The organism is Cellulomonas sp. EB106-03-03-XG116, from assembly GCF_058792015.1.
This window is the reverse complement of the sequence record NZ_JBYTEP010000036.1, coordinates 13879-36000: the sequence shown is the minus strand read 5'-3', so window position 1 is coordinate 36000 and position 22122 is coordinate 13879. Positions and strand designations below refer to the sequence as shown.

Sequence of the window (22122 nt, the reverse complement as noted above, 5' to 3'; positions counted from 1 at the left end):
GGACCGGCTAGACCGACGGGCGCGCGGCGTACCAGACGCCGCCCAGCGCCAGCAGCCCGGCGACCGGGTGCACCGCCACCGGCTCGCCGGGCTGCGGCGTGGCGCGCGTCGTGAGCACGCGCAGGTCGCCGTCGAGCAGGGCGACGGTCACCTGGGCGTCGCCCTGCGCGACGACGAGGCCGTCGCGCCAGGCGCTGGGGGAGGCGGTCGCGACGACCTCCTGGATGGGGAGGACGTCGACGCGGGTGTGCTGCGGCACTTCAGGCTCCTGGGGTCCGGCGTTGCGGTGCGGGTGCGCTCGCGCGCCGGGACGGACCGGGGCTGCGCGGAGGGCGGCTGCTGCGGGGTGACGCGGGGTCCGGCCGGGGCGCGCCTCAGGCGCGGGCGGGGGACCGCTGGGACGTCAGCGACACATTCGACAGCTGCACCGCACCGTCGGCACGGCGACGGACCCCGCGGGGAGCGGGGCCGCGTGGGCGTGCAGGACGGCGGACATGTCGACGAGTCTGGGCAGCCCCGCGTGACGTGTCAAGGGCGTCCGGGGACCGCCGCGCGCCCCCGCTGGTGAGGGGGTCGCGGCGCCGTCCGGGCGCGTCCGCCCCGTGGACGCGTCAGCCGGACGCGAGCGCCCGGAGGTCCGCCAGCGCGGCCCGCACGTGGTCGTCGAGGCCGCGTCCGCCGTCGCTCGCGACCCACGACTCGAAGCCGACCCGGAACGCGGCGACCGCGGCCTCGGCGGCGAGCGCGGCGACCGGCGCGGGCACCCCGCGGTCGCGCAGCGCCCCGGCCAGCGCGGCGCCGAGCGCCGCCATCTTGAGCAGCTCGCGCTCCTGGAGGCCCGGGTTGGCCGCGACGACCCCGGCGCGGGTGCGTGCGTGCTGGAACCGGTCGGCGAGGGCGTCGCAGCCCCGGACGACGCCCGCGCCGGCGGCCGCCAGCGGTCCGGCCCCCTGCGGGGCGTCCGCGACCCCGGCGACGGCCAGCCGCTCCATGGTGTGCGCGCCGTCGAACAGCACCTCGCGCTTGTCGGCGAAGTACCGGAAGTAGGTGCGCTCGGTGACGCCCGCCCGCTCGGCGATGTCCTGGACGGTCGTCTGCTCGTAGCCGCGCTCGGCGTAGAGCTCCAGCGCCGCGCGCGCCATCCGGCCCTGCGCGTCCGGCTCCCAGCGTCCCATCCCGTCAGTCTAGTGATGACAGCCGCTGACATCGGGCGTACGGTGATGACAGCGACTGACATCACGGTCGCCCCGGGTCCACCCGGGTGCTCGTCCCTGGAGGACTCCCATGCGCGTGTTCGTCACCGGTGCGTCCGGCTGGATCGGCTCGGCCGCCGTCCCCGAGCTGCTCGCCGCGGGGCACGACGTCGTCGGCCTCGCCCGGTCCGAGGCGTCCGCCGCCTCGCTCGCTTCCGCCGGCGTCGAGGTCCGCCGCGGCGACCTCGACGACCTCGGTGCGCTGCGGGCCGGCGCCGAGGACGCCGACGCCGTGCTGCACCTAGCGTTCAAGCACGACTTCAGCGACTACGCGGCGTCCGGCCGGACCGAGCGGGCGGCCGTCGAGGCGTTCGGCGACGTGCTCGCCGGCACCGGGCGGCCGCTGCTGCTCGCGTCCGGCATCGCCGGGGTCTCGCCCGGCCGGCTGCTGACCGAGGACACGGCGTCGCCGTACTCGGCCCCCGACGCGCCGCGCGGCGCGAGCGAGACCTACGCCCTCGGGCTGGCCGACCGCGGCGTCCGGCCCGTCGCGCTCCGGTTCGCGCCCACCGTGCACGGCGACGGGGACCACGGGTTCGTCGCCGAGCTGGTCCGCGTGGCCCGCGAGCGGGGTGTCGCGGGGTACGTCGGCGACGGCGCGAACCGGTGGCCCGCGGTGCACCGCGGGGACGCCGGGCGCCTGGTGGCGCTCGCCCTGGGCCGCGCCGCGGCGGCGGGCGACGTCCCGGTGGTGCACGCGGTCGGCGAGGAGGGCGTGCCCGCCCGCGACATCGCGGAGGCGATCGGCCGGGCCGTCGGCGTGCCCGCGGCGTCGATCGCTCCCGAGGACGCCGCGGCGCACTTCGGCTGGATCGGCGGGTTCTTCGCGCTGGACCTGCCCGCGTCCAGCGCGCTCACCCGCGAGCGGCTGGGGTGGCAGCCCACCGGCCCGACGCTGCTCGAGGACCTGGCGGGAGGCGCGTACGCACCGAGCCGGTGACGGAGGTCTAGGCACGCGCCGCACGGGTGGGTTCTCATGAGGGACCAGCCACCCGTGCGGCGCTCAGCGCCTGCCCGAAGGAGGACCCGCGATGGCGACCCTCGTCTCGACCCTGTTCATCTCGCTCGACGGCGTGGCCGAGATCGACCCCGCCTGGCACTTCCCGTACTTCGACGACCACATGGGCGCCGCGGTCACGGAGGACTACGCCGGCGCGGACGCGCTGCTCCTGGGCCGGGTGACGTACGACAGCTTCGCGGGCGCGTGGCCGGAGCGGGAGGCCGCGGGCGACGTCGACGCGGCGTACGCGAAGCAGCTCGGCGACACCCGCAAGCTCGTCGTGACGCGCGGCACCGCCGACCTCGGCTGGCGGAACGCGGAGCGCGTGGAGGGCGACCTGGTCGAGGCCGTCACCGCGCTGAAGGCCGAGCCCGGCGTCGGCAAGGTCGTCGTGCCGGGGTCGCTGTCGGTCGTGCGGCAGCTGCTCGCCGCCGGGCTGCTCGACGAGCTGCGGCTGCTCGTGCACCCCGTCGCCGCGCGGGGCGGGGAGCGGCTGTTCGACGAGGGGTCGCCGATCTACCCGCTCCGGCTGCTCGGGTCGGACATCTTCCCGACCGGCGTCGTCCGCCTGGTCTACGCGCCCGCCGAGCTGCCGAACGCGCACGGGTACGACGACGTGAAGGGCGACGTGCCGCTCGCCGACGAGGCCTGAGGCCGCGTCAGCCCGCCAGGGCCGCCGTCGCGGCCTCGACCGCCGCCCGGGCCTCCCGCGCGGCGGTCGTCGCCGCGATCACGGTGTCGATGTCCGCGGGGTCCACCTCGGTGGCGCGCGCGGTCGCGGCCGCGTCGAGGGCGCCCTGGAGCGCCGCGCGCGCGTCGGTGTCGCCGGTGCGCGCGCTCAGCGCCTGCTGCCCGGCGGCGACCGCGCCGTCAAGCGCGGCGACCTCGGCCTGCCGGGCCTGGTCCTCCTGCTGGACGTCGTAGGCGTAGCTGTCCTCGAAGACGGCCTGCGTGGCGTCCGCGATCGACTGCAGGTGGCCGAGCGCCGCCTCGCGCGTCTCCTCGACGGCGTCGGCCTGCTCGGCGAGCGAACCCTCCGTCGGGGCCGTGGTGTCCAGGGCCTCGGCCTCGGCGAGCACCTCCGCGAGCGCGGTCCCGAGGGAGGGGTCGAGCAGCCGGCCCTCGGCGGACGCGAGCCCCTCGTGCGAGGTGTCGATCGCCTGCTGCAGCTCGGTGGCGACGGGCGCCAGGTCGGCCAGCGCGTCGTCGAGCGCCGACCGGTCCTGCGCCTGCGAGCGCTGCGCGGAGGCGAACCAGACGCCGCCCGCGACGAGCAGCAGCACCACGACGACCGCCGCGACGGCCAGCCGGGTGCGGCGCGCGCGGCGTCCCGGCGCGGTGGTCGTGGCGGTGTTTGGCGGCGTGCTCGCGGCCATGGTCGTGCCCCCTGATCGGTCCGAGCGGTCGGTCACCGCAGCCTACCTGCGGGTTCGGCCGCGCCGGGTCCGCGCGCCCGGCCGGTCGAGCGGCCGCGGCGCAGGGCGCCGGCCGTCACTCCGGGCCGAGGGCGCTTCCCGGGGAGGGTGCGGCCGGGTCGCCCTTGAGCTCGACCAGCAGCACGTGGGTCGGCGTCGTGCCGGTGTTCTCGCCCGCGTGCTCCTGGGCGGGCAGCCACACCACGGCCCCCTCGGGCAGGACGACGTCGCGGTCGCCCTGCGACCCCGTCAGCCGCCGGCTGAACGCCGACCGCGTGATCAAGACGCTGTCCGGGTGGACGTGCGGCGTGGCCCGGTCGCCCGGGAGGTCGTCGTACGCCAGGACGCGCACGCGCGCGTTCTCGAGCACCACGCGGTAGTGGTCGGCGTTCGTCACGACGGGGTCGAGGTCCACGTCGCCCATCGTCCTCGCCGGCGTCGCAGGGGAGCGCGGTCGTGTCCCGGTTCTGGCTGTGCGCCCGCTGTGCCTGGCAGGATGGGCTCCGTGACCTGCCGAGACGCCGCCCTCCGCGCCCCCGCGCGCCGGGAGGTCCGGTGCTGACCGGCGCCGCGGACGTGGTGCTGGAGCTCGTGCTGCGGGTGACGGCCGCGCTGCTCGGGCACGTCCTGCACGGCCGGGACCCGGTGCAGGAGCTCGCGGCGGCGTGGACGTGGTCGGCCGCGGTGTGGCCCGCGGTCGGGCTCGCGGCGGTCGCGCTGCTCGTCGGGCTGTGGACCGTCTTCTGGGACGACTGAGCCCCCGGGCCGCGGGCGTCGGAGGTCGCCCCTAGCCTGGGCGCATGCCCGAGGGTCACACCGTCCACCGCATCGCCCGCCAGTTCGCGCGGGACTTCGTCGGGCGCCGCGTCGCGGTGTCCTCGCCGCAGGGCCGGTTCGCCCAGGGCGCCGCGCTGCTCGACGGGCGCGAGCTGCTGACGTCCGCGGCCGTCGGCAAGCAGCTGTTCCTCGGCTTCGAGGGCGGCCACGTGCTGCGGGTGCACCTCGGCCTGTACGGCGCGTGGGACTTCCTCGGGGTCGTGTCCCCGCTGACCGAGGGCGGCGGGGCGGTGGCCAGCCTCGGCGCCCCGCGCGTGCGGCGGTCGGTGCGGATGGGCGAGGGGGAGCACGAGGGCGACGAGGGCGCGGAGACCGAGGACTTCCCGCCGGAGCCGGTCGGCCAGGTGCGGGTGCGGCTCGCGACGGAGCAGACGGTGGCGGACCTGCGCGGCCCGACGGCCTGCGAGGTGCTCGACCCCGCCGCCACGGCCGCCGCGCTCGCGAAGCTCGGGCCGGATCCGGCGGTCGAGGACGACGTCCGCGCCCGGATGGCGGACCCGCACGCGGTCGCCGCGGCCACCGGCGCGGCGGCGCACGTCGAGCCTGGGGAGTCGGACCCCGCGGTCGCCGACGCGGTGGCGCCCGGCCCCGGCACGGCCGCCGACGTCGTGGTGCAGCGGCTGACCGCCCGGGGGACCCCCGTGGGTCAGCTGCTCATGGACCAGGCCGTCGTGGCCGGCATCGGCAACATCTACCGGGCGGAGCTGCTCTACCGCGCGCGCCTCGACCCGCACACGCCCGGCAAGCGGGTCCCGGCGGAGACGGCGCGCGCCCTCTGGGCGGACTGGTCGGCGCTGCTGGCCGACGGGATCGCTACCGGGGTCATGCTCACCCGGGAGGACCTCGACGAGGCCGGCCGGGCGGAGGCGCTGCGCGACCCGGCGCAGCGGCACTGGGTGTACGGCCGCGGCGGCGAGCCCTGCCGGACCTGCGGCACGCCGGTGGTCGTGGAGGAGATGGCCGGGCGCAAGCTCTACTGGTGCCCGACCTGCCAGCGCTGACCCCCGGCGCCGGCGGTCCCGGCGGTCAGCGCGGCGCCCGCACCATCGGGACGTGCGGGATGCCGTCCTCGTCGTAGTCCTCGCCGGCGCGCTCGAACCCGTACCGGCCGTACCAGACCTCCAGGTGCGCCTGCGCGTGCAGGTGGATGGTCGCCCGGGGGCCTCAGAGCGCGATCCCGTGCTCGAGCAGCGCACCCGCCACGCCACGCCCGCGCGCGGCCCCGGCGGTCGCGACGCGGCCGATCGCCGGGTGGTCGCTGCCGGCGCGCAGCACCCGGATGGTGCCGAGCAGCTCGCCGTCCTCGTGCGCCCAGACCTGCAGCGAGTCGTCCAGCAGGTCCTGGCCGTCGAGCTCGGGGTACGGGCAGGTCTGCTCGACCACGAACACGTCGACGCGCAGCCGCAGCAGCGCGTAGAGCTCGGCGGCGGTGATCTCGGCGGGGGTGCGGGTCTCGATGGTCAGCGGCACGCCGGTCAGCGTAGGTGGTCGCCGGGGGTGCGGCTGCGCCATGCTCGGACCACGGCGGCCCCGGCCGCCCGCGCACGCACCGCGCCGCGGAGGAGCCCGCCATGAGCAGCACCGAGACGCCCACGAGCCGCCCGAACCCCGTCGTCACGTTCCTGCAGCGCCGCTGGCTCAGCGTCCTGCTGGTCGTGCTCGCGGTCGTGTTCGTGGCGCAGAACCGGCAGCCGGTGCGGGTGCACCTGCTCGCGACGACCGTGACGACGCCGCTGTGGGTGGCGCTCGCGGCGATGCTGGTCGTCGGCCTCGCGGCGGGGACGTTCCGGATCCGGCGCGCGGGCCGCGCGGAGGGCCGCCGCGGCCGCTGAGGTCGTCACTCCCGCGCGAGGTCGTCACTCACGCGTGAGGTCGTCACTACTCGGTGAGGTCGTCACACACGAGTGACGACCTCGCCGGGTGGTGACGACCTCACCGCGCGACGAGCGCGCCCGCGCGTCACTCCAGCTCGAAGTCCGCCACCAGCTTGGGGTCCGGCTGCTGCTCGCCCACCGGCACCGGCGCGGGCAGCACGTTCCCGCGGGTCGCGAGCGGGCAGGCCCACGCCGGGTCGTACGCGCACGAGGGGTTGTACGCGAAGTTCAGGTCGAGGATCAGCCCGCCGTCGGTGGCCCGGCCGAGGTCGGCGTGCTTGATCGTGTCGAGCAGGTACCGGCCGCCGCCGTAGGTGCCCTTGCCGGCGGTCGCGTCCTTGACCGGGATGAAGATGCCGCCGCCGTAGGTGCGCAGCGCCCACACGGACAGCGAGCCGAGGCCCTCGAGCTCGACTCGCCCGACACGGTCGAACGGCACGACGCCGTCGGTCCCGGTGGCGACCTCGAGCCGCTGCGCGGACGTCGCCCGCACCCGCACCTCGAACCGGTAGGCGGGGTCGTAGGGCGCGACGGACAGCCCCTCGAACACGGCCTTCGCGGCGTGGTGCAGCGGGGAGGCGGCGTGCGTGGCGAACAGCTCGTCGCGGCGCGCGACCCACTCGGCGTGCGCGGCGGCGGGGTCGTCCTCGGCCAGCCGGCGGACGTCCGCGTACATCTGCGCGGTGCGCCGCCGCCAGTCCGCCACCGCGAGTGCGTCGAGGGCCAGGCCGAGCTGCGTCACCATGCCCTCACCGTCTCACGCGCGAGGCCCCCGGGCGGCCCGAGCGCGCCGGTCGTGCCGCTGCAGCGCGCGCACCTCGCGGACCGCGGTCGCCGCGCACACCAGGCCGACGACCCACGCCCACGGGCGGCCGCGCAGCGCCAGCACGAGGCACACGAGGGTGAGCGCCCCCGCGCCCAGCACGACGGCGAGGCTCGACCACCGGATGCCACGCAGCACGCCCCGACCGTACCGCCGCGTCCCCGCCGCGGGCCCGCCACGGCCCCCGCCGCGGCCCCGGTGCGACCCACCCCGCGCGCCGTGAAAGGCTGCCCGCATGGACCTGAGGATCTTCACCGAACCGCAGCAGGGCGCCACCTACGACGACCTCCTCGCCGTCGCGCGCGCCACCGAGGACCTGGGCTTCGACGCCTTCTTCCGCTCCGACCACTACCTGTCGATGGGCTCCGGCGACGGCCTGCCCGGCCCGACGGACGCCTGGACGACGCTCGCCGGCCTGGCCCGCGAGACCAGCCGGATCCGGCTCGGCACCCTGGTGTCGTCGGCCACGTTCCGGCACCCCGGCGTGCTCGCCATCCAGGTCGCGCAGGTCGACCAGATGTCGGGCGGCCGCGTGGAGCTGGGCCTGGGCACCGGCTGGTACGCCGAGGAGCACGAGGCCTACGGCATCCCGTTCCCGGACAAGCGGTTCGGCCTGCTCGCCGAGCAGCTCGAGGTCGTCACCGGCCTGTGGGGCACGCCCGTGGGCGACCGGTTCGACCACGCCGGCGAGCACTACACCCTCAAGCGCAGCCCGGCGCTGCCGAAGCCGGTGCAGACGTCGCCGCTCGACGGGACCACTCCGGGCGTGCCGCTGATCGTCGGCGGCCTGGGCCCGCGGAAGACCCCGGCGCTCGCCGCCCGGTTCGCCTCGGAGTTCAACCTGACGTTCCCGCCGCTGGACGTCGTGGGCGAGAAGCTGGAGACCGTCCGGGAGGCGTGCCGCGCGATCGGCCGCGACCCGCGGACGCTGACGATGTCGGCCGCGCTCGTCCTCGCGGGCGGCCGGGACGACGCCGAGGTGGACCGCCGGGCCGCCGCCATCGGGCGCGACCCGAAGGAGGTCCGCGCGGTGGGCATCGCCGGCACGCCGACCGCGATGGTCGACCGCCTCGGCACGCTCGCGGAGCAGGGCGTCACCCGGGTCTACCTGCAGGTGCTCGACCTGCACGACCTGGACCACCTGGAGCTCGTCGCCTCCGAGGTCATGCCGCAGGTGCGCTGAGGCGCGCCCCCTCGCCCGGCCCGGTGGCCCGCGACGAGACCCGACCCGTGCGGGCCAGGTCGCGGGCCACCACCACGACGAGGACGACCAGCAGCACGTTCCGCAGCACCAGGACCAGCGACGGGCCGGCCTGCTGCAGGGTGATCCCGTCGTAGGCGATCGGGAACACCACCTGGGTCAGCCCGGCGATCACGAGCACCAGCACCGCCGGGACCCGCCACGACCGCAGGCCGCCGGCGCCCGGCCGGGCGAGCCCGACGACGACCGGCCCCGCCAGCCAGCCGACGAACTGCGGCGAGCCGACCTTGTTCGCGAGGATCAGCGTCACGGCGACCAGCAGGGCCCCGCGCGCCAGGTACGCCGCCGTGTCCAGGCGGTCGCCGGCGCGCAGCCGCACCCAGGCGAGCAGCCCGGTCACCGCGGCCAGGGCGACCGGGAGGGCGACGCCCAGCGCGCCCGCGACGGCCGCGGTCCCCGGGCCGGCGATCTCCCAGGTGGTGATCTCCTGGTTGAGCACCACCCGCGTCCCGCCGCCGGCGATCCCCACCAGGACGAACGGCGTCGCGGCGACGGACTCGAGCTGGAGGCCGCGCTCGCCCTGCTCGGTGAGGAAGCTCGTGAGGTGCCCCAGCCCGCCGCCCGCGGCCACGGCACCCGCGACCGCCACGCAGACTGCCGCGGCCGGCAGCACGAGGTCCCGCCACGGGCGGCGCAGCACGAGCACCAGCGGCAGGAGCAGCGCGCCCGGCGCGACCTTGACCCAGGCGCCGAACGTGAGCAGCGCGGACGTCACGGCGGGGTGCCGCAGCGCCACCGCCAGGGCGACCACGACCACGGGCGCCACCACGGCGTCCAGCCGGCCGACCGCGACCGGGCCCAGCAGCAGCACGAACGCCAGCCACCACCAGGCGCCCACCGCGGGGTCGCGCGCGGGCGGCACCGCGTCGCCCCGCACCGCGCCCGCCCGCGCCGGGCGCCCCGCGAACCGCAGCAGCACGACCACGGCGACCGCGTCGAGCAGCGTGATGAGCGCGGACCAGGCCACCGCGTACGGCTGGGTGCCCACGGCGTCCACCAGCGCCGGCAGCAGCATGGGGACGACGGCGCCCGCGGGGTAGACCCAGTCGCCGTCGAGGACCGGCCACACGCCCTGGTGCAGCCCCTGCCACATCCACCAGCGGTACAGGTCGAGGTCCCAGAACGCCCGCGCGGGGATCAGCACGGTCCCGACGTAGGCGATCCAGCCGTGCACCGCGAGGAACGCGGTCCACAGCGCGGCGCGCGAGCGCAGCAGGCGGTCGATGGCGCACCTCCACGGCGGACGGTCACGGGCCGGGCCACACCCTACGCGGGCGCCCCGTGCGACCGTGGGCGCCGCCGAGCGGGTGACGCGTCACCCGCTAGCCTGCCCTGCGGCGCACGGACCGACCGGGGCGCCGGCGTAGGAGGAGGACCGCGGTGAGCGCGATCGGCTGGCGGGTGCACGGCGACGGCAGGAGGGTCGAGCCGGGGGCGGTCGTCGCCCCCGACGAGCGGCTGTCCTGGCCCCGGACCATCGGCATCGGCATGCAGCACGTCGTGGCGATGTTCGGCGCGACCTTCCTGGTGCCGCTGCTCACCGGCTTCTCCCCGGCGACGACGCTGCTGTTCTCCGCGATCGGCACCGTGGTGTTCCTGCTGGTGACCGGGAACCGGCTGCCGTCCTACCTCGGGTCGAGCTTCGCGTTCATCGGCCCGATCGTCGCCGCCACCGCCTCCGGCGGGCAGTCCGCGGCCGTCGGCGGCATCCTCGCCACCGGCCTGCTGCTCGCGGCGATCGGCCTGGTCGTGCACCTCGCGGGCTCGCGGTGGATCGACGTCGTCATGCCGCCCGTGGTGACCGGCACCGTCGTCGCCCTGATCGGCTTCAACCTCGCGCCGACGGCGTGGGGCACCTGCGACGAGACCGGCGCGTGCAGCGGTTTCCGCGCGGCGCCGGTGACGGCGATCGTGACCCTGGGGGCGATCGTGCTGTCCGCGGTGCTGTTCCGCGGCATCCTCGGCCGGCTGTCGATCCTCGTCGGGGTCGTGGTGGGCTACGTCGTCGCCACGCTGCGCGGCGAGGTGGACTTCACCGCCGTCGGCGAGGCCGCCTGGTTCGGCCTGCCGCACTTCGTGGCCCCGACGTTCGAGCCGCGGCTGCTCGGCCTGTTCCTGCCGGTCGTCTTCGTGCTGATCGCGGAGAACGTCGGGCACGTGAAGTCCGTCGCCGCCATGACCGGCAAGGACCTCGACCCGCTGACCGGCCGCGCGCTGCTCGCCGACGGCCTCGCCACCACGTTCGCGGGCCTCGGCGGCGGCTCCGGCACGACCACCTACGCGGAGAACATCGGCGTGATGGCGGCGACCAAGGTCTACTCCACCGCCGCCTACTGGGTGGCCGCGGCGACCGCGCTGGTGCTCAGCATGTCGCCCAAGTTCGGCGAGCTCATCAACACGATCCCGGCCGGCGTCCTCGGCGGGGCGACGACCGTGCTCTACGGCATGATCGGCGTGCTCGGCGCCCGGATCTGGGTGCAGAACAAGGTCGACTTCTCCGACCCGGTGAACTTGACGACCGCGGCGGTCGCGCTGGTGGTCGGCATCGCCAACTACACCTGGGCCGTGGGCGACCTGACGTTCGAGGGCATCGCGCTGGGCACCGCCGCCGCGATCGGGGTCTACCACGTCATGCGGGGCGTGGCCCGCTGGCGCGGCACCAGCCAGGAGCCGGCGTCCCCGGCGTCGGTCCCGGGCGGGGTCGAGCTGGAGCGCTGAGCGCGCGGCGGCCGGGGGCTCAGCCCTCGGCCGCGGGCTGCTCCTCCGCCGCCGGCGCCTCGGTGGCGGGCGGCGGGGTGGCCTGCGCGACCGGCGTGACCTGGTCGAGGGCGATGCAGCCCTCCGGCACGGCGAACGGCTGGTCCGCGACCAGCACGACGTCGGCGGCCGCCACCAGGGCGTTGTACGTCGAGCCGACGACGACGTCGACCGTCGCGTCCGCGCGGGTGTCGAGCACCAGCTGCGGGGTGTCGAACTGCGCGGCGACCGTGTAGGCGGCCGCGACGCCCTGGGTGCCGAAGTGGATCAGCGCGTTGCCGCTGTAGGTCGTGTAGCCCATCTGGCTCGCGTTGAGCTGCTGCCCGATGACGAACCCGCGCGACGACAGGGCCGACGCGGTGTCGCCCGCGAGCCCGACCCGGGTGGTGCCGTTGAGCACGTTGACCGTGACCTGGCCGTACGGCACGGGGGTGGCGCCCTCCGGCGGGCACGGCGAGTTCACGGCCGCCAGGCCGGTCGGCTCGGGCGACGAGAAGTCCCGGGACAGGAACGGCAGCGAGACGTTGCCGGTGTACACCGCGGCGGCGCCGAACGCGGCGACCGCGAGGCCGCCGAGCAGCACGCCGAACACGACGGCCTGGCGCTCCCGGGTGTGCCGGCGGCGGCGCTGGCGCGCGGCATCCGGCGTGCGGTCAGCGCTCATCGGACTCGATCACCAGGACGCGCGCGTGCAGCACGGGCCGCTGCTGCAGGGCGGCGCGCACCGCGCGGTGCAGGCCGTCCTCCAGGTACAGGACGCCGCGCCACTGCACGACGTGCGCGAACAGGTCGCCGTAGAAGGTCGAGTCCTCGGACAGCAGGTTGTCCAGGTTCAGGGTCCGCTTGGTCGTGACCAGCTCGTCCAGGCGCACCTGGCGCGGCGGCACCTCGGCCCACTGCTTGGGCGTGACCAGGCCGTGGTCGGGGTAGGGCCTGCCCTCGCCCACGGACTTGAAGATCACGGACGCGAGTGTAGGTGAGACGCGCCCCCCGCGGGGGCACCGGCTCGCGGGTGGGTGGTCGAGGGGCGGCACCCGGGTGAACTTCGGCCCCGGGGTCGCCTGCCCGCGCCCGGTGGCCGATGGGACGGGTACGGCGGGCCCGGTCGGCAGGGCCGCCGCCACGCGGGCTCGGGGAGGGGGTGCGCATGCAGGTCGACGCGCGCGGTCGCGCCCGCAGGCGGGTGCGGCTGGTCGTGGCCGTGCTCGTGCCGGTGGGGCTGGCGCTGTCGCTGCTCGCCTCGACCGTCGACGCGCACCAGCAGCAGGACCGGGCGGAGCAGGCGACGCGCGCCGACCTCGCCGTGTCCGCGGAGGCCCTGGTGGCCCGGCTCGGTGGCCAGGTCCGGGTGGCCTCCACGTCGGCGTCCCTCCTGACGCCCACCGCGGGCGCCTCGTGGGAGGACGCCGCCGCGGCGTGGGAGGGCCACCTGCGGGTCCTCGCGGGCGCACCCGCGCTCGAGGCGGACCCCGCCGCCCGGCGGGGGCCCGGTCCCGTCCTCACCTCGGGCGTCGCGTGGCTCCCGGCGCCCGCGAGCCCCGCGGACCGCGCCGGGGCGGTCGACCTGCGCCCCACGGGGTCCGAGGCGGTCCCGGGCGAGGTGCACGTCGCCCGCGCCGTGCGGATCGGGTCCTCCTCGCTGCTGGACGCGCTGGCGTCCGGGGCCGGCGACCCGGAGGGCGTCGCGGCGGTCGCGGGCGCGCTCGCCGCCGCCCGCGACTCCGGGCAGCCGGCGCTCAGCGCCCCCTACCGGCCCTCGTCGCCCGCGCCCGACCCCTCCGACGCCGGGAAGCTGGCGCGCGCGGCCGGCACCGCGCAGGCCGAGGCCGCCATCGCGGTGCCCGTGTTCGACTCCGCGGACGACCCCGGCAGCGCGGGCGAGCGCCGGCGCCGCCTGCTGGGCTGGACGGTGACGACGTTCGCCGTCGCCCCGCTGCTCGACGCGGTGACCGCGCGGCCCCGCGACGCCGCGGTGGTCAGCGACGGGGGCACCGTCCTCGGGGTGCTCGCCGAGGACGGCGACGCGCGCCCCGCCGCGGGCGGGCGGCTCTCCGTGGCCGTGCCGGTCGCGGGCCGGACCTGGACGCTCGCCGCGGAGCCGCGGGACGCCGGCGGGCCCCTGGCGCCCCTCCCGCTGCTCGGGGGTGCCGTGCTCACCGCGCTCGTGGTCGGCCTGCTCGCCTCGCGCGCCGCGGCCGAGCTCCGGGCGGTCGAGCTGGCCGACGACCGCACCCGCGCGCTCGCCGCGCGGACGCGCGACCTCGAGTCGATCACCCGCAACACCCCGGACGCGCTGGCGCGGGTCGACGGCGACGCCCGGCTCCGGTTCGTCAACGAGGCCATGCGCCGCGCGGCCCGCGTCACCGACGCCGACCTGGGCTCGCCGGTCGGCGACCTCGCCGGGCGGTCCCCGGTCATGGACTCCGTGCGTGCGCTCGCCCACCACATGATCGCCATCTCCGAGGACCGCGGCGTCGACGGGGACGCGGACCCGCGCCGGTTGATCAGCATGTCCGCGCAGGTCGAGGGGCACTGGTACGAGGTCCGGGCGGTGCCCGAGCGGGGTCCCGACGGCACGGTGGACTCGGTGCTGGTCGTAGCCCGGGACGTCACCCGGTTCCGGGACGCCCAGGACCGGCTGACGCACGCGGCGACCCACGACCCGCTGACCGGCCTGGCGAACCGGGACCTCGCCCGGGAGCGGGCGGTCGCGGCGCTGGCGACCTCGCGGGCCGGGACGGCGCTGCTGCTGCTGGACCTGGACCGGTTCAAGCTCGTGAACGACTCCTACGGCCACGTGGTCGGGGACCAGCTGCTGCAGCGGGCCGCGGAGCGCGTGGGCGCCGACCTGCCGGACCGGGCGGTCGCGGCGCGGCTGGGCGGCGACGAGTTCGTCGTGCTGCTCCCCGACGCGACCGCCGCCGTCGCCGAGGAGGTCGCCCTGCGGCTCGTCGCCGCGTTCGACGAGCCGTTCGCCGTCCGCGGCGAGGAGTTCGCCGTCGGCTGCTCGGTCGGCGTCGTGCACGCCGAGCCGGGCGGGATCGCCTGGGACGAGCTGCTCCGGTGCGCCGACGTCGCGATGTACCGCGCGAAGGCCGCGGGCGGCGGCTGCCACCAGTGGTACGAGGACCACGGCGCCGACCACGCGCGGCAGCGGCTGACGATGGCCGCCGACCTGCGCCGCGCCGTCGAGGAGGGCGAGCTGTCCCTCGTCTACCAGGCGGAGGTGGACCTGGTCACGGGCCGGGTCGAGGGGGTCGAGGCGCTCATGCGCTGGACCAGCCGCACCCGCGGGCCCGTGTCGCCGGGCGAGTTCATCCCGGTGGCCGAGGAGACCGGCCTGATCGGCGAGCTCGGCGCCTGGGCGCTGGACCGCGCGCTGGCCGAGGTCGCCGCGCACAACCGCAGCACCGGGGCCGGGCTGCGGGTCTGGGTGAACGTGTCGCCCCGGCAGTTCGCCGGGGGCCAGGACCGGGCCGACCTCATCACCCTGGTCGTGGACCTGCTCACCGCGTACGACGCGCCCGCGAGCTGGCTCGGCATCGAGGTCACGGAGAGCGCGCTCGCCGACGACGCCCGGGCGGTGCCGATGCTGCGGGCCCTGCGGGAGCTCGGCGTGGGGGTCGCCATCGACGACTTCGGCACCGGGTACTCGTCGCTGTCCCGGCTGCACGACTACCCCGTCACGCTGCTCAAGATCGACCAGTCGTTCGTGCAGGAGCTCGGCGGGTCCGGCGCGGCCGGACCGCGGGCGGCGGGAGTGGTCGAGGCGGTGGTCGCGCTGGGCCGGTCGCTGGGCGCCGACGTCATCGCCGAGGGCGTCGAGGACGTGGCCCGGTACGCCGCGCTGCGCTCGCTGGGCTGCGACCTCGCCCAGGGCTACCTGTTCGGCAGGCCCTGCGCCTTCGCCGACGCCGTCCGGCCGGTCGAGGTCCCCGGGCCGGTGCTGCCCGGGATGGTCGGGGCGAGGCTGCCCGGGCCGCGCTGAGCCGCGGGCTGCTGCAGCAGCATCCAGGTCGAGCACGCTGCGGCGAGCAGCGGCACGGCGAGCCCGATGCCGGTCGCCGGCACGACCACGCCCGAGTCGTTGAGCGCGAAGCCGACGCCGAGCGTGACGGCCAGGGCGACCAGGCCCTTCATCAGCATCGGCGCGTCGGTGCCGATCTGGCGCAGCGGCGCGCCCGCGGACAGCCAGGCGTACGGGCCGCCGTCGGGGGCGGTCACGGCCGAGCGGGCGGGGCGGCCGACCAGCAGCACCACCAGCAGCAGCCCGCCGATCGCCAGCAGAGTCTGCTCGCTGCCGAACAGGATGCGCAGGTTCGTCTCGCCCTTGCGCACCAGCACCGTCCACAGGCCGCCGTCCAGCACGGTCTCGATGAACGCGCCGAGGTGCGTGCGCTGGTCCGGGGGCCGGAGCCAGTCGGCCAGGGCGATGCCGAGGACGGTGACGACGCCGGCGGCCAGGACCGCGACGACGCGCCGCCAGGTCAGCCGCACGCCGGCGGCGAGCAGCGCGAGGATCGCGAACCCGGGGACCAGCGCCGGCGGCCCGCCGAAGTCCGCGCCGATCGACGGGGCGCCGTCGATCACCACCGCGACGACGCCGACGGCGGCGACCACCGCGACGGCGAGACCGCGGCGCCCGGCGCGCAGCAGCGGGTCGGCGAACGCCACCGCCGTGAGGACCATCGCCGTGGCGAACAGCGCGAACGCCGGGTTCCCGAAGCCGTAGAACCGCCCCGCCACCAGCGAGCCCGGGCCCATCATCGAGTCCAGCGCGAGGCGGGCGCCGGTGGCGACGTCGACCGCGAGCACGAGCGCCGTGAGGCCGCCGACGGCGCCCATCGGGCCGAGCAGCCGCCCGCGCCACCAGGGCGGCCCCAGCGTGACCGCGACGATGCCCGCGACGAACAGCGCGACCGCCCCGGCGAGCGCCCAGGCGGGGTCGCCGGACCGCCACCAGGGCAGCAGGTTGGCGAGGAAGGTCGAGACCGGCACCGCGGCGACCGCGACGGCCCCGATCCGCAGGCCGTGCAGCACGCGTCGGGGGTGGCCGGCGCCCGGTGGCCGGCGGCGCAGCCGGGCCAGCAGGCCGGACCACCACAGGCGGACCCGGTTGTTCAGCCCGACCACCACCAGCAGGTAGAGCGCGAGGTTGAGGCCGACCCAGAGCACGTAGAACCCGCCGACCAGCGGCGCGGCCGCCTGGGCGTGCCGGTTCTGGTCGATCAGGTACGCCACCCGGGCGCCCGCGGTCGCGTCGTCGGGGCTGAACCGGATCAGCGAGCCGACGAGCGCGCCGGTGGGCGCCTGGTCGCGGATCCCCAGCGCCTCGAGCACCGTCGGGGCGATGTCGGTGGTCTGGAGGAACCCGTCCTGGCGGGTGGACGAGGAGCCGATCAGCCCGCCCTCGTAGCGTCCGCCGTCGGCGGTCGGGCCCGCCGCGGCCGCCACCTGGAGGTTCGCGCGACGGCTGGAGTCCGCGACCGAGAACAGCAGCACGGTCGCGTCGTCGTCCGCGTCGGCGACGGCGTCCAGCACCGCCCCGATGCGGGCGTCGATCTCCTGGACCTGCTCGGCGCGCGTCGGCTCGATCACCACGTCCGTCCCGGACAGCGGCGGCTCGTCCTGGGTGTCGGACGGGACGTCGGCGTCCCCCTCGGACCGGCCGCGGGTCTGGTAGCCCGGGTCCCGCACCGTGCCGGCGTCGACGACCACCAGCTGCGAGCCCGCCAGGCCGGTCGCGACGGCGTCCTCCAGCGCGGAGGTGCCGGCCGGCGCGCGCACGTGGGTGCCGACGGGCGTGCCGTCCGCGTCCGAGAGTGCGATCGCGGCGCCCGGCCCGATGCCCGTGGCGGTCACGCCCGCCGCCGCGACGGTGTCGCCGAGCAGGCCCAGCCGGGAGTCGTACGACGAGGCCCGCATCGCGTCCTGGTAGTCGGCCCAGCCGGGCACCGCCCCGTTCGCCAGCGGGTCGCGCAGCGTGCGGCAGGTGCCGTCGGCCACGGCCAGGTCGGTCGCGCGGCCGCCCGCCGAGACGGCCAGCCAGCCCATCGACGGGCAGGTGAACGAGATCGCGCTGCGCACGACCGTGGTGCCCAGGGACGCGGTCCGGGACAGCTCCCACAGCGCGGGCGTCGTCAGCGAGCCCAGGTCGTCCCAGCGCAGGCCGGCCACCCCGACGAGCACGACGGGGCCGCGGTCCGCGGCCTCCTCCGCGCCGTCCGCGGCCGCGGCCCGGGGGGCGGCGGCGACCCAGCCCGCGGCGACCGTCAGCAGCGCCGCCAGCACCGCGGCGACCACCCGGGCGGTGGCGGTGCGGGCGGGCGCGGGGCGGGCAGCCGCGCGCGGCTGAGGCGTGGACAGGAGCACCGGCCCAGGGTACGGGCGCACTACTGTCGGTGGCGTCGTGGCGAGCGACTTCGCGCGGCACGTCCACCCGCGCCGCACAGGGCGCGCACGCCCCGGCCACACCCGTCGCGCGCCCGCGCGGCGACCGTCCCCTGGAGGTCCACGATGCCGCGTCCGCGCTACGCCTACCTCGGCCCCGCGGGCACGTTCACCGAGGTGGCGCTGCGGCAGGTCGCCGGCCCCGAGGACGCGGACTACCTCCCGCAGACCGACGTGGTGAGCGCGATCGAGGCCGTCCGGTCCGGCGAGGCCGACCACGCGGTGGTCGCGATCGAGAGCACCATCGAGGGCGGCGTCACCGCCACGCTCGACGCGCTCGCGGTGGGGGACCCGCTGGTGCTGCAGCGCGAGGTGCTGGTGCCCGTCGGCTTCACGCTGGTCGGGCGGCCCGGGGTGGCGCTCGCGGACGTCCGCCGGGTCGCCGCGCACCCGCACGCCTGGGTGCAGTGCCGCCGCTGGCTCGGGGAGCACGCCCCCCGCGCCGTGCACCTGCCCGCGACGTCCAACACCGCGCCCGCCGCGCTGCTGGCGGAGGCCGGCGCGGGGGCGGACGCCGAGGCGCTGGGATTCGACGCCGCGCTCGTGCCGCCCGCCGCGCCCGCGCACTACCGCCTCGAGGGTCAGGTGCTCGCCGAGGGCGTCGCCGACAACCCGCACGCCGTCACCCGGTTCGTCGTCGTCGGCCGCCCGGGCGAGGTGCCGCCGCCCACCGGCGCGGACAAGACCACGCTGGTCGTGCACCTGCCCAGCAACGAGGCCGGCGCCCTGCTCACCATGCTCGAGCAGTTCGCGGCCCGCGGCGTGAACCTGTCCCGGATCGAGTCCCGGCCGATCGGCGACTCGCTGGGGCGGTACTCGTTCTCGATGGACGCCGAGGGACACATCTCCGAGGAGCGGATGGGCGAGGCGTTCATGGGCCTGCACCGGGTCTGCCCGCACGTGCGGTACCTGGGCTCGTACGCGCGGGCCGACCGGCGGCCGGCGGACGTGCACATCGGCACGGCGGACGACGACTTCCGCACGGCCCGCGACTGGCTGCGCTCGGTGCGTGGCGGCGCGTCGGTCTGAGCCGCGCGGGGGCGGTCAGGCCTGCGCGACCCGGACGACCAGCGCGCCGGGCTCCACGCGCGCCGACAGCTCGGTGACCTGGCCGATCACGTCGCCGTCCACCTGCACGTACTCGCCGCCGGACACCTCGACGTGCACCTCGCGGGCGCGGGCGTGGTCGATCCGGCCGATCTTGGCGGGCAGCTGGCTGCGGACGCCGACGCCCTGGAGCACCACCTCGCCGAACAGCTGCGCCCAGCCGGCGACGCCGCCGCGGGTGTCGATGGCCGCGACGTCCAGCCAGCCGTCGTCCAGCACGGCGTCCGGCAGCAGCGTGATCCCGCCGGGCAGCCGGCCGCAGTTGCCGATGAGCAGGCTGCGCACCCGCGCGGGCTCGCCCGGCGCGTCGTCCAGCCGGACCGTGGTCCGCAGCCGGCGGCCGTGCAGGTGCTTGATGCCGGCCACGAAGTAGGCGACCCAGCCGACCCGGGCCTTGAGGTCGTCGTCGGCGTCCGCGACCATCGCCGCGTCGAAGCCGACCCCGGCGATCACCAGGAAGATGTGGTCCCGCGGGACGTCGGTGTCCGCGGGCAGGTCGTCGGCCGCCTCCGCGACGTCGTCGTCGACGCCGGACTCGTACTTCAGCACCCTGAGCCAGCCGACGTCGATCGTGCGGTCGGTGCCGTCCAGCGCGATCTGCAGCGCCGCCAGCGGGTCGCCGATCGGGATGTCGAGGTTCCGGGCGAGCAGGTTGCCGGTGCCGACCGGCACCAGGCCCATCGGGACGCCGGTGCCGACCAGCGCCTCCGCCACGGCGCGCACCGTGCCGTCGCCGCCCAGCGCCACGACGATGTCCGCGCCGCGCGCGACGGCGTCCTTGGTCTGCCCGATGCCCGGGTCCTCCAGGGTGGTCTCGAGCCACAGCGGCTCCGGGAGGTACTGCTCGGCGCACGCGCGGCGGACGGTCGCCCGCAGGTCGGGGACGTCGGGCTTCGACGGGTTGGCCACGAACGCCACCAGCGGGCGGTGCGGCTCCGGCTGGGCGGCCGTCGCGACGGACGCGTGGTTGCTCGCCGCGGTCCCGAGGATCTGTCCGGCCCGGTCGGCGCGGCGGCTCGAGGCGGTCGCCCGCCACGTCGCGCCGGCGACCACGAGAGCGGCGACGGACAGCGCGGCGGCGGCGACGGCCAGCCATCCCTCCCAGGTCATGCGAGGAATCTACGCGCCGGGGGCGGCCCGTGGCCCCTGGTTCGCGGCGCGACCCCGCGGCGGCGGTCGGTAGGCTCGGGAGCGTGATCGATCTCAAGCTGCTGCGCCAGGACCCGGACGTCGTGCGCGCGAGCCAGGTGGCCCGCGGCGACGACCCGGCCCTGGTGGACCAGGTGCTCGACGCGGACGCCCGGCGGCGCGCCGCGCTCACCGACTTCGAGAGCCTGCGCGCGGAGCAGAAGGCGCTCGGCAAGAAGGTCGCGTCCGCGCAGGGCGAGGAGAAGCAGTCCCTCCTGGCGCACGCGAAGCAGCTGGCGGAGCAGGTCAAGGCGCTGCAGGCCGACGCCGACGCCGCGGACGAGCTCGCGACCGAGCTGGCCCGCCGGATCGGCAACGTCGTCGAGGACGGCGTCCCCGCCGGCGGCGAGGACGACTACGTGGTGCTGCGGCACGAGGGCACCCCCCGCGACTTCGCCGCGGAGTACGGCGCGGAGTTCGCCGTCCGGGACCACCTGGAGCTGGGCGAGGGCCTGCGGGCGATCGACACCGAGCGCGGCGCGAAGGTGTCCGGCGCGCGGTTCTACTACCTGACCGGCATCGGCGCCCGCCTGGAGCTCGCCCTGCTGAACGCGGCGGTCGACCTCGCGCTGAAGTCGGGCTTCACGCCGGTCATCACGCCGACGCTGGTCAAGCCCGAGGTCATGGCCGGCACCGGGTTCCTCGGCGCGCACGCGGACGAGATCTACCGCCTGGAGGCCGACGACCTGTACCTGGTCGGCACCTCCGAGGTCGCGCTCGCCGGCTACCACTCGGGCGAGATCCTCGACCTGTCGGGCGGCCCGCTGCGGTACGCCGGCTGGTCGGCCTGCTACCGGCGCGAGGCGGGGTCCTACGGCAAGGACACCCGCGGCATCATCCGGGTGCACCAGTTCCACAAGGTCGAGGCCTTCTCCTACACGACCGTCGAGGACGCCGCGGACGAGCACCGCCGGATCCTGGGCTGGGAGGAGGAGATGCTCCGCCTCGTCGAGCTGCCGTACCGGGTCATCGACACCGCCGCGGGCGACCTCGGGTCGAGCGCGGCCCGGAAGTTCGACTGCGAGGCGTGGCTGCCCAGCCAGGAGCGGTTCCTGGAGCTCACCTCGACCTCCAACTGCACGACGTTCCAGGCCCGCCGGCTCGGGGTGCGCGAGCGCACCGCCGACGGCGAGGTCCGGCCGGTCGCGACGCTGAACGGCACGCTCGCGACCACCCGGTGGATCGTCGCGATCCTGGAGAACCACCAGCAGGCCGACGGCTCGGTGCGGGTCCCGGAGGGCCTGCGGCCGTACCTCGGCGGCCTCGAGGTGCTGGAGCCGGTGGGGGGCGGGTCCCGGTGACGCACCCGCGCGCGGCGGCCGGCACCCTCGTCGCCCTCGACGTCGACGGCACGCTGCTGACCTACGACGGCGCGGTGTCGCCCGCCGTGCGCGAGGCCGTGACCACGGTCCGCGACGCGGGCGCCCACGTCGTGCTCGCGACCGGCCGCGGTGTGCGCAGCGCGGTGCCGGTGGCCACCGACCTCGGCCTCACGACCGGCTGGGTCGTGTGCTCGAACGGCGCCGTGACCGCGCGCCTCGACCCGGAGGCCCCGCAGGGCTACGAGGTCACCAGCACCACCACCTTCGACCCGGAGCCCGCGCTCCGGGTGCTGCAGGCCGAGCTGCCCGACGCGCTGTTCGCCGTCGAGGACCTGGGCCACGGCTTCCGGGTGTCCCGGCCGTTCCCGGACCACGAGCTCACCGGCGAGCAGACGGTGCTGCCGTTCGACGAGCTGGTCGCGCAGCCGGCGACCCGCGTCGTCGTGCGGGACCCGGGCAGCACGCCCGAGGAGTTCCGCGAGCTCGTCGAGCGCGTCGGCCTGCACCAGGTGTCCTACGCGGTCGGCTGGAGCGCCTGGCTCGACCTGACCCCCGGCGGCGTCTCCAAGGCGAGCGCCCTGGAGGAGCTGCGCCGCGACCTGGGCGTCGAGCCGTTCGCGACCGTCGCGGTCGGCGACGGCGGCAACGACGTCGAGATGCTCCGCTGGGCCGCGCGCGGCGTCGCGATGGGGCACGCGCCCGAGTTCGTGCGGCTCGCGGCGGACGAGGTCACCGGCACCGTCGAGGACGACGGCGTGGTCGCCGTGCTGCGGACCGTCGGGCACGCGCCGGCCTGACGGGCCCGGGAAAGCGGTAGCGCTCCCACGGCAACCGG

The 22122-nt window shown here is 76.8% G+C and carries 24 protein-coding genes; 11 read left to right on the top strand and 13 right to left on the bottom strand.

What is annotated here, in order from left to right:
• Window positions 1-7 precede the first annotated feature (7 nt).
• Window positions 8-259: a nuclease gene (locus tag AC3WUG_RS13495; protein WP_492328139.1), complete on the bottom strand. Its 252-nt coding sequence runs from the start codon at window positions 257-259 to the stop codon at window positions 8-10.
• Window positions 260-611: 352 nt separating this feature from the next.
• Window positions 612-1175: a TetR/AcrR family transcriptional regulator gene (locus AC3WUG_RS13490; RefSeq protein WP_492328138.1), complete on the bottom strand. Its 564-nt coding sequence runs from the start codon at window positions 1173-1175 to the stop codon at window positions 612-614.
• 109 nt (window positions 1176-1284) lie between these two features.
• Here AC3WUG_RS13490 and AC3WUG_RS13485 point away from each other — a divergent pair, with 109 nt between their 5' ends.
• Window positions 1285-2193 (top strand): SDR family oxidoreductase, encoded by a 909-nt coding sequence (locus AC3WUG_RS13485; RefSeq protein ID WP_492328137.1) that lies wholly within the window; start codon window positions 1285-1287, stop codon window positions 2191-2193.
• A 91-nt stretch (window positions 2194-2284) separates the two neighbouring features.
• Window positions 2285-2905 (top strand): dihydrofolate reductase family protein, encoded by a 621-nt coding sequence (locus AC3WUG_RS13480; protein ID WP_492328136.1) that lies wholly within the window; start codon window positions 2285-2287, stop codon window positions 2903-2905.
• A gap of 7 nt (window positions 2906-2912) precedes the next feature.
• Here AC3WUG_RS13480 and AC3WUG_RS13475 read toward each other — a convergent pair whose 3' ends face one another.
• Both AC3WUG_RS13475 and AC3WUG_RS13470 read right to left on the bottom strand, forming a co-directional pair.
• Complete coding sequence (locus AC3WUG_RS13475; RefSeq protein WP_492328135.1) at window positions 2913-3629, bottom strand: hypothetical protein; 717 nt, start codon at window positions 3627-3629, stop codon at window positions 2913-2915.
• Window positions 3630-3744: 115 nt separating this feature from the next.
• Entirely contained in the window at window positions 3745-4083 is a 339-nt protein-coding gene (locus AC3WUG_RS13470) for a cupin domain-containing protein (RefSeq protein ID WP_492328134.1), read from the bottom strand.
• Window positions 4084-4223: 140 nt separating this feature from the next.
• Between AC3WUG_RS13470 and AC3WUG_RS13465 the strand changes: the two genes are divergently transcribed.
• On the top strand, window positions 4224-4424 hold the full coding sequence (locus AC3WUG_RS13465) for a hypothetical protein (protein WP_492328133.1): 201 nt from the start codon (window positions 4224-4226) through the stop codon (window positions 4422-4424).
• Window positions 4425-4468: 44 nt separating this feature from the next.
• Window positions 4469-5506 (top strand): Fpg/Nei family DNA glycosylase, encoded by a 1038-nt coding sequence (locus AC3WUG_RS13460; protein ID WP_492328132.1) that lies wholly within the window; start codon window positions 4469-4471, stop codon window positions 5504-5506.
• A gap of 25 nt (window positions 5507-5531) precedes the next feature.
• Here the strand turns inward: AC3WUG_RS13460 and AC3WUG_RS13455 are convergent, their stop codons facing one another.
• Both AC3WUG_RS13455 and AC3WUG_RS13450 read right to left on the bottom strand, forming a co-directional pair.
• On the bottom strand, window positions 5532-5630 hold the full coding sequence (locus tag AC3WUG_RS13455; protein ID WP_492328148.1) for a hypothetical protein: 99 nt from the start codon (window positions 5628-5630) through the stop codon (window positions 5532-5534).
• A 39-nt stretch (window positions 5631-5669) separates the two neighbouring features.
• Window positions 5670-5975, bottom strand: coding sequence for a GNAT family N-acetyltransferase (locus AC3WUG_RS13450; protein WP_492328131.1), 306 nt, complete (start codon window positions 5973-5975; stop codon window positions 5670-5672).
• Window positions 5976-6076: 101 nt separating this feature from the next.
• On the opposite strand from AC3WUG_RS13450, the gene AC3WUG_RS13445 reads away from it, so the two are divergent.
• Window positions 6077-6337: a LapA family protein gene (locus tag AC3WUG_RS13445; RefSeq protein ID WP_492328130.1), complete on the top strand. Its 261-nt coding sequence runs from the start codon at window positions 6077-6079 to the stop codon at window positions 6335-6337.
• A gap of 127 nt (window positions 6338-6464) precedes the next feature.
• Here the strand turns inward: AC3WUG_RS13445 and AC3WUG_RS13440 are convergent, their stop codons facing one another.
• Both AC3WUG_RS13440 and AC3WUG_RS13435 read right to left on the bottom strand, forming a co-directional pair.
• On the bottom strand, window positions 6465-7124 hold the full coding sequence (locus tag AC3WUG_RS13440; protein WP_492328129.1) for a DUF1684 domain-containing protein: 660 nt from the start codon (window positions 7122-7124) through the stop codon (window positions 6465-6467).
• Window positions 7125-7136: 12 nt separating this feature from the next.
• Window positions 7137-7340 carry a hypothetical protein gene (locus AC3WUG_RS13435; RefSeq protein ID WP_492328128.1) on the bottom strand — a complete coding sequence of 68 codons (204 nt, stop codon included), beginning with the start codon at window positions 7338-7340 and terminating at the stop codon, window positions 7137-7139.
• A gap of 97 nt (window positions 7341-7437) precedes the next feature.
• Between AC3WUG_RS13435 and AC3WUG_RS13430 the strand changes: the two genes are divergently transcribed.
• Entirely contained in the window at window positions 7438-8385 is a 948-nt protein-coding gene (locus AC3WUG_RS13430; RefSeq protein ID WP_492328127.1) for an LLM class F420-dependent oxidoreductase, read from the top strand.
• Here AC3WUG_RS13430 and AC3WUG_RS13425 read toward each other — a convergent pair.
• Window positions 8366-9637 carry a glycosyltransferase 87 family protein gene (locus AC3WUG_RS13425; protein WP_492328126.1) on the bottom strand — a complete coding sequence of 424 codons (1272 nt, stop codon included), beginning with the start codon at window positions 9635-9637 and terminating at the stop codon, window positions 8366-8368. The two genes, AC3WUG_RS13430 and AC3WUG_RS13425, sit on opposite strands and share 20 nt — an antisense overlap.
• A gap of 206 nt (window positions 9638-9843) precedes the next feature.
• Between AC3WUG_RS13425 and AC3WUG_RS13420 the strand changes: the two genes are divergently transcribed.
• Entirely contained in the window at window positions 9844-11181 is a 1338-nt protein-coding gene (locus AC3WUG_RS13420; protein WP_147794836.1) for a uracil-xanthine permease family protein, read from the top strand.
• Between the two features lie 19 nt (window positions 11182-11200).
• Here AC3WUG_RS13420 and AC3WUG_RS13415 read toward each other — a convergent pair whose 3' ends face one another.
• Both AC3WUG_RS13415 and AC3WUG_RS13410 read right to left on the bottom strand, forming a co-directional pair.
• Entirely contained in the window at window positions 11201-11884 is a 684-nt protein-coding gene (locus AC3WUG_RS13415; protein ID WP_492328125.1) for a LytR C-terminal domain-containing protein, read from the bottom strand.
• Complete coding sequence (locus AC3WUG_RS13410) at window positions 11874-12182, bottom strand: type II toxin-antitoxin system VapB family antitoxin (RefSeq protein WP_324844520.1); 309 nt, start codon at window positions 12180-12182, stop codon at window positions 11874-11876. The genes AC3WUG_RS13415 and AC3WUG_RS13410 overlap by 11 nt, the downstream gene beginning before the upstream one ends.
• Before the next feature lie 185 nt (window positions 12183-12367).
• Here AC3WUG_RS13410 and AC3WUG_RS13405 point away from each other — a divergent pair, with 185 nt between their 5' ends.
• On the top strand, window positions 12368-15208 hold the full coding sequence (locus AC3WUG_RS13405; protein WP_492328124.1) for a putative bifunctional diguanylate cyclase/phosphodiesterase: 2841 nt from the start codon (window positions 12368-12370) through the stop codon (window positions 15206-15208).
• On the opposite strand, the gene AC3WUG_RS13400 is transcribed toward AC3WUG_RS13405, so the two are convergent.
• Complete coding sequence (locus AC3WUG_RS13400) at window positions 15100-17592, bottom strand: hypothetical protein (protein ID WP_492328123.1); 2493 nt, start codon at window positions 17590-17592, stop codon at window positions 15100-15102. The genes AC3WUG_RS13405 and AC3WUG_RS13400 overlap by 109 nt on opposite strands.
• A 144-nt stretch (window positions 17593-17736) precedes the next feature.
• Here AC3WUG_RS13400 and pheA point away from each other — a divergent pair, with 144 nt between their 5' ends.
• Entirely contained in the window at window positions 17737-18699 is a 963-nt protein-coding gene (pheA, locus tag AC3WUG_RS13395; protein ID WP_492328122.1) for a prephenate dehydratase, read from the top strand.
• Window positions 18700-18714: 15 nt separating this feature from the next.
• Here the strand turns inward: pheA and AC3WUG_RS13390 are convergent, their stop codons facing one another.
• Window positions 18715-19887 (bottom strand): diacylglycerol/lipid kinase family protein, encoded by a 1173-nt coding sequence (locus tag AC3WUG_RS13390; RefSeq protein WP_492328121.1) that lies wholly within the window; start codon window positions 19885-19887, stop codon window positions 18715-18717.
• An 83-nt stretch (window positions 19888-19970) separates the two neighbouring features.
• Here AC3WUG_RS13390 and serS point away from each other — a divergent pair, with 83 nt between their 5' ends.
• Entirely contained in the window at window positions 19971-21266 is a 1296-nt protein-coding gene (gene serS, locus AC3WUG_RS13385; protein ID WP_217615535.1) for a serine--tRNA ligase, read from the top strand.
• Complete coding sequence (locus AC3WUG_RS13380; protein WP_492328120.1) at window positions 21263-22084, top strand: HAD family hydrolase; 822 nt, start codon at window positions 21263-21265, stop codon at window positions 22082-22084. Before serS ends, AC3WUG_RS13380 begins: the two co-directional genes overlap by 4 nt.
• Window positions 22085-22122 lie beyond the last annotated feature (38 nt).